Genomic DNA, 5,340 nt, shown 5'->3' with positions numbered 1-5,340 from the left:
GCGTGTTGCTTGATATCTCAATAGCGTGTCTATTTGTTGATGCCAATATTTGATTGGCAGAATATACGGATGATTAGCAGTTACATGCTGGTTGTTTGTTTTTTTGTCAGGTTTATAGTTTTTCATGTTTTTTCATGGAGAGTTTGATCCTGGCTCAGGACGAACGCTGGCGGCGTGCTTAACACATGCAAGTCGAACGATGACGACCGAGCTTGCTCGGTCTGATTAGTGGCGAACGGGTGAGTAACACGTGAGCAACCTGCCCTTCACTCTGGGATAACCTCGGGAAATCGGGGCTAATACCGGATATGAGCTCCTGTCGCATGGCGGGTGTTGGAAAGTTTTTCGGTGAAGGATGGGCTCGCGGCCTATCAGTTTGTTGGTGAGGTAGTGGCTCACCAAGGCGATGACGGGTAGCCGGCCTGAGAGGGCGACCGGCCACACTGGGACTGAGACACGGCCCAGACTCCTACGGGAGGCAGCAGTGGGGAATATTGCACAATGGGCGAAAGCCTGATGCAGCGACGCCGCGTGAGGGATGACGGCCTTCGGGTTGTAAACCTCTTTCAGCAGGGAAGAAGCGAAAGTGACGGTACCTGCAGAAGAAGCGCCGGCTAACTACGTGCCAGCAGCCGCGGTAATACGTAGGGCGCAAGCGTTGTCCGGAATTATTGGGCGTAAAGAGCTTGTAGGTGGCTTGTCGCGTCTGCCGTGAAAACCCGAGGCTCAACCTCGGGCGTGCGGTGGGTACGGGCAGGCTAGAGTGTGGTAGGGGAGACTGGAACTCCTGGTGTAGCGGTGAAATGCGCAGATATCAGGAAGAACACCGATGGCGAAGGCAGGTCTCTGGGCCATTACTGACACTGAGAAGCGAAAGCATGGGGAGCGAACAGGATTAGATACCCTGGTAGTCCATGCCGTAAACGTTGGGCACTAGATGTGGGGAACATTCCACGTTTTCCGCGTCGTAGCTAACGCATTAAGTGCCCCGCCTGGGGAGTACGGCCGCAAGGCTAAAACTCAAAGGAATTGACGGGGGCCCGCACAAGCGGCGGAGCATGCGGATTAATTCGATGCAACGCGAAGAACCTTACCAAGGCTTGACATGCACCGGACGACTCCAGAGATGGGGTTTTCTTCGGACTGGTGCACAGGTGGTGCATGGTTGTCGTCAGCTCGTGTCGTGAGATGTTGGGTTAAGTCCCGCAACGAGCGCAACCCTCGTTCCATGTTGCCAGCGCGTAATGGCGGGGACTCATGGGAGACTGCCGGGGTCAACTCGGAGGAAGGTGGGGACGACGTCAAATCATCATGCCCCTTATGTCTTGGGCTTCACGCATGCTACAATGGCCGGTACAAAGGGTTGCGAAACTGTGAGGTGGAGCGAATCCCAAAAAGCCGGTCTCAGTTCGGATTGGGGTCTGCAACTCGACCCCATGAAGTCGGAGTCGCTAGTAATCGCAGATCAGCAACGCTGCGGTGAATACGTTCCCGGGCCTTGTACACACCGCCCGTCAAGTCACGAAAGTCGGTAACACCCGAAGCCAGTGGCCCATCCTCGTGAGGGAGCTGTCGAAGGTGGGATCGGTGATTGGGACTAAGTCGTAACAAGGTAGCCGTACCGGAAGGTGCGGCTGGATCACCTCCTTTCTAAGGAGCTACACCAATGATTGGTGGCTGTCTGCTCACCCGCGTGTGGTGAGGATGGTTGCTCAAGGGTGGAACATCAACGAAGAGGCACTTCGCCGGCGGTGACCGGCTCCAGTACGACCTGCTCTCGAGCAGGTCTGGAACGAGCGGGGATTTGTTGGTTTGAGGTGGAGGCACGCTATTGAGTTGTGAGGCTGCACGCAGCCCTGTCACTGGTCTTCGGGTCGGTGTGGGGTGTGTGGCTGGTCCTCCCCTGCATGGTCGGCGCGGTTGCGTTGGTGGTGTGGGTGTGGGGTTGTTTCTTGAGAACTACATAGTGGACGCGAGCATCTTGTAAGCAATTTTAGTGTCTTTGTGTTGCCAAGTCTTAAAGGGCACACGGTGAATGCCTTGGCAAGAGGAGCCGATGAAGGACGTGGGAGTCTGCGAAAAGCCTCGGGAAGGTGACAACCGACCTGTGATCCGAGGATGTCCGAATGGGGAAACCCACCAGGGGTCATGCCCTGGTACCCGCCACTGAATGTATAGGTGGTGTGGAGGGAACGCGGGGAAGTGAAACATCTCAGTACCCGCAGGAAGAGAAAACAAATAGTGATTCCGTGAGTAGTGGCGAGCGAAAGCGGATGAGGCTAAACCTAGCCTGTGTGATACCCGGCAGGGGTTGCAGGTTGGGGGTTGTGGGACGTGCTGGACTGTTCTGCCGGACGGTCGACGTGAATGTGTGATGGTAGTCGAAGTCGTGTTGAGTGCGACGGCGTAGAGGGTGTGACCCCCGTAGACGAAACTGTTGCAGGGCGTTGAGTGCTGTTCCCGAGTAGCACCGGACCCGTGAAATCCGGTGTGAATCTGCCAGGACCACCTGGTAAGCCTGAATACTACCTCTTGACCGATAGCGGACAAGTACCGTGAGGGAAAGGTGAAAAGTACCCCGGGAGGGGAGTGAAATAGTACCTGAAACCGTGTGCTTACAATCCGTCGGAGCCTTACGGGGTGACGGCGTGCCTTTTGAAGAATGAGCCTGCGAGTTAGTGGTCGGTGGCGAGGTTAACCCGTGTGGGGTAGCCGTAGCGAAAGCGAGTCTGAACGGGGCGTTCAGTCGCCGGCTCTAGACCCGAAGCGAAGTGATCTATCCATGGGCAGTGTGAAGCGCGGGTAAGACCGCGTGGAGGCGCGAACCCACTTCAGTTGAAAATGGAGGGGATGACCTGTGGATAGGGGTGAAAGGCCAATCAAACTTCGTGATAGCTGGTTCTCCCCGAAATGCATTTAGGTGCAGCGTTGCGTGTTTCGTGCCGGAGGTAGAGCACTGGATAGGCGATGGGCCCCACCGGGTTACTGACCTTAGCCAAACTCCGAATGCCGGTACGTGAGAGCGCAGCAGTGAGACTGTGGGGGATAAGCTTCATAGTCGAGAGGGAAACAGCCCAGAACATCAGCTAAGGCCCCTAAGCGTGTGCTAAGTGGAAAAGGATGTGAAGTTGCTGAGACAACCAGGAGGTTGGCTTAGAAGCAGCCACCCTTGAAAGAGTGCGTAATAGCTCACTGGTCAAGTGATTTTGCGCCGACAATGTAGCGGGGCTCAAGTACACCGCCGAAGCTGTGTCATTCCGGTTCTGCCGGGATGGGTAGGGGAGCGTCGAGCAGCCAGCGAAGCCGCGGGGGAACCCAGTGGTGGAGGCTGTTCGAGTGAGAATGCAGGCATGAGTAGCGAAAGACGGGTGAGAAACCCGTCCGCCGATTGATCAAGGGTTCCAGGGCTAGGTTAATCCGCCCTGGGTTAGTCGGGACCTAAGGCGAGGCCGACAGGCGTAGTCGATGGACATCGGGTTGATATTCCCGAACCGATCGTAGGAGGACCCATACCGAGGCAGTCGATGCTAACCACCCGATCAGTCCTCTTGCCCTTCGGGGTGAGGGATGCTGTGAGGCTGGGAACCAAGGTTGTAGTAGGTCAGCGCGAGGGATGACGCAGAGAGGTAGCTTCCGCGGACTTAATGGAATAGTCCGTCTAAGCGTGCAGCCCGACCCCGGGTAATGCTGGGGTCATCAAGGGTCAGACGTGATGGGGATCCCGTATGGGCGTAGGTGAGTGATCCTGTACTGCCAAGAAAAGTTCCGGCGTGACGAATACGGTCGCCCGTACCCTAAACCGACTCAGGTGATCAGGTAGAGAATACCAAGGCGTTCGAGAGAATCGTGGTTAAGGAACTCGGCAAAATGCCCCCGTAACTTCGGGAGAAGGGGGGCCTGAAGGGTGAGAGCCCTGAGGGCCGCAGAGACCAGGGAGAAGCGACTGTTTACTAAAAACACAGGTCCGTGCGAAGTCGTAAGACGCTGTATACGGACTGACGCCTGCCCGGTGCTGGAAGGTTAAGAGGACCGGTTAGCTCTTTGGAGCGAAGCTGAGAATTTAAGCCCCAGTAAACGGCGGTGGTAACTATAACCATCCTAAGGTAGCGAAATTCCTTGTCGGGTAAGTTCCGACCTGCACGAATGGCGTAACGACTTCTCCACTGTCTCAACCGCGAACTCGGCGAAATTGCATTACGAGTAAAGATGCTCGTTACGCGCAGCAGGACGGAAAGACCCCGGGACCTTTACTATAGTTTGGTATTGGTGTTCGGAACGGCTTGTGTAGGATAGGTGGGAGACTGGGAAGCATTCACGCTAGTGAGTGTGGAGTCGTTGTTGAAATACCACTCTGGTCGTTCTGGATTCCTAACCTCGGTCCGTGATCCGGATCAGGGACAGTGCCTGATGGGTAGTTTAACTGGGGCGGTTGCCTCCCAAAAAGTAACGGAGGCGCTCAAAGGTTCCCTCAGCCTGGTTGGCAATCAGGTGTTGAGTGTAAGTGCACAAGGGAGCTTGACTGCGAGACAGACATGTCGGGCAGGTGCGAAAGCAGGAACTAGTGATCCGGCACCTCATTGTGGAATGGGTGTCGCTCAACGGATAAAAGGTACCCCGGGGATAACAGGCTGATCTTGCCCAAGAGCTCATATCGACGGCATGGTTTGGCACCTCGATGTCGGCTCGTCGCATCCTGGGGCTGGAGTTGGTCCCAAGGGTTAGGCTGTTCGCCTATTAAAGCGGTACGCGAGCTGGGTTTAGAACGTCGTGAGACAGTTCGGTCCCTATCCGCTGCGCGCGTTGGATATTTGAGAAGACCTGTCCCTAGTACGAGAGGACCGGGATGGACTGACCTCTGGTGTGCCAGTTGTTCTGCCAAGGGCATGGCTGGTTGGCTACGTCGGGAAGGGATAACCGCTGAAAGCATCTAAGCGGGAAGCCTGCTTCAAGATGAGATATCCGTGCCCCTTGTGGGTGAGAGGCCCCCAGTAGATGACTGGGTTGATAGGCCAGATGTGGAAGCACAGCAATGTGTGGAGCTGACTGGTACTAATGGCCGATGACTTATCAACATCAAAGTTTTTGTTTGCTGGTGTTCGCGTCCACTGTGTGGTTCTGGAGAAGCAACTCCTGCCACTGCGTCCCCTGGTGGGGGTGTGGTTGGTCAGGGCTGGTTGGTCTCGCCGTGTTACGGCGGTCATAGCATCGAGGAAACGCCCGGTTCCATTCCGAACCCGGAAGCTAAGCTCGATTGCGCCGATGGTACTGCACTCGGGAGGGTGTGGGAGAGTAGGTCGCCGCCGGACATCTTCATCGGGAAGGGTGGAGGACGTCGCTGGG

The 5,340-nt window shown here is 56.0% G+C and carries 3 rRNA genes; all 3 read left to right on the top strand.

What is annotated here, in order from left to right:
• The first annotated feature begins 131 nt into the window (after positions 1–131).
• The 3 genes from ACYVAP_RS16595 (at position 132) to rrf (ending at position 5,306) form a co-directional block, all read left to right on the top strand.
• Positions 132–1,650: ribosomal RNA gene (locus ACYVAP_RS16595) — 16S ribosomal RNA — on the top strand.
• A gap of 358 nt (positions 1,651–2,008) precedes the next feature.
• Positions 2,009–5,072, top strand: a 23S ribosomal RNA gene (locus ACYVAP_RS16590).
• Between the two features lie 117 nt (positions 5,073–5,189).
• Positions 5,190–5,306, top strand: a 5S ribosomal RNA gene (gene rrf / locus ACYVAP_RS16585).
• Together the 16S, 23S and 5S rRNA genes form the textbook arrangement of a ribosomal RNA operon.
• Positions 5,307–5,340 lie beyond the last annotated feature (34 nt).

It is taken from the genome of Brachybacterium horti (assembly GCF_054777615.1).
This window is presented reverse-complemented; position numbering and strand designations above follow the sequence as displayed.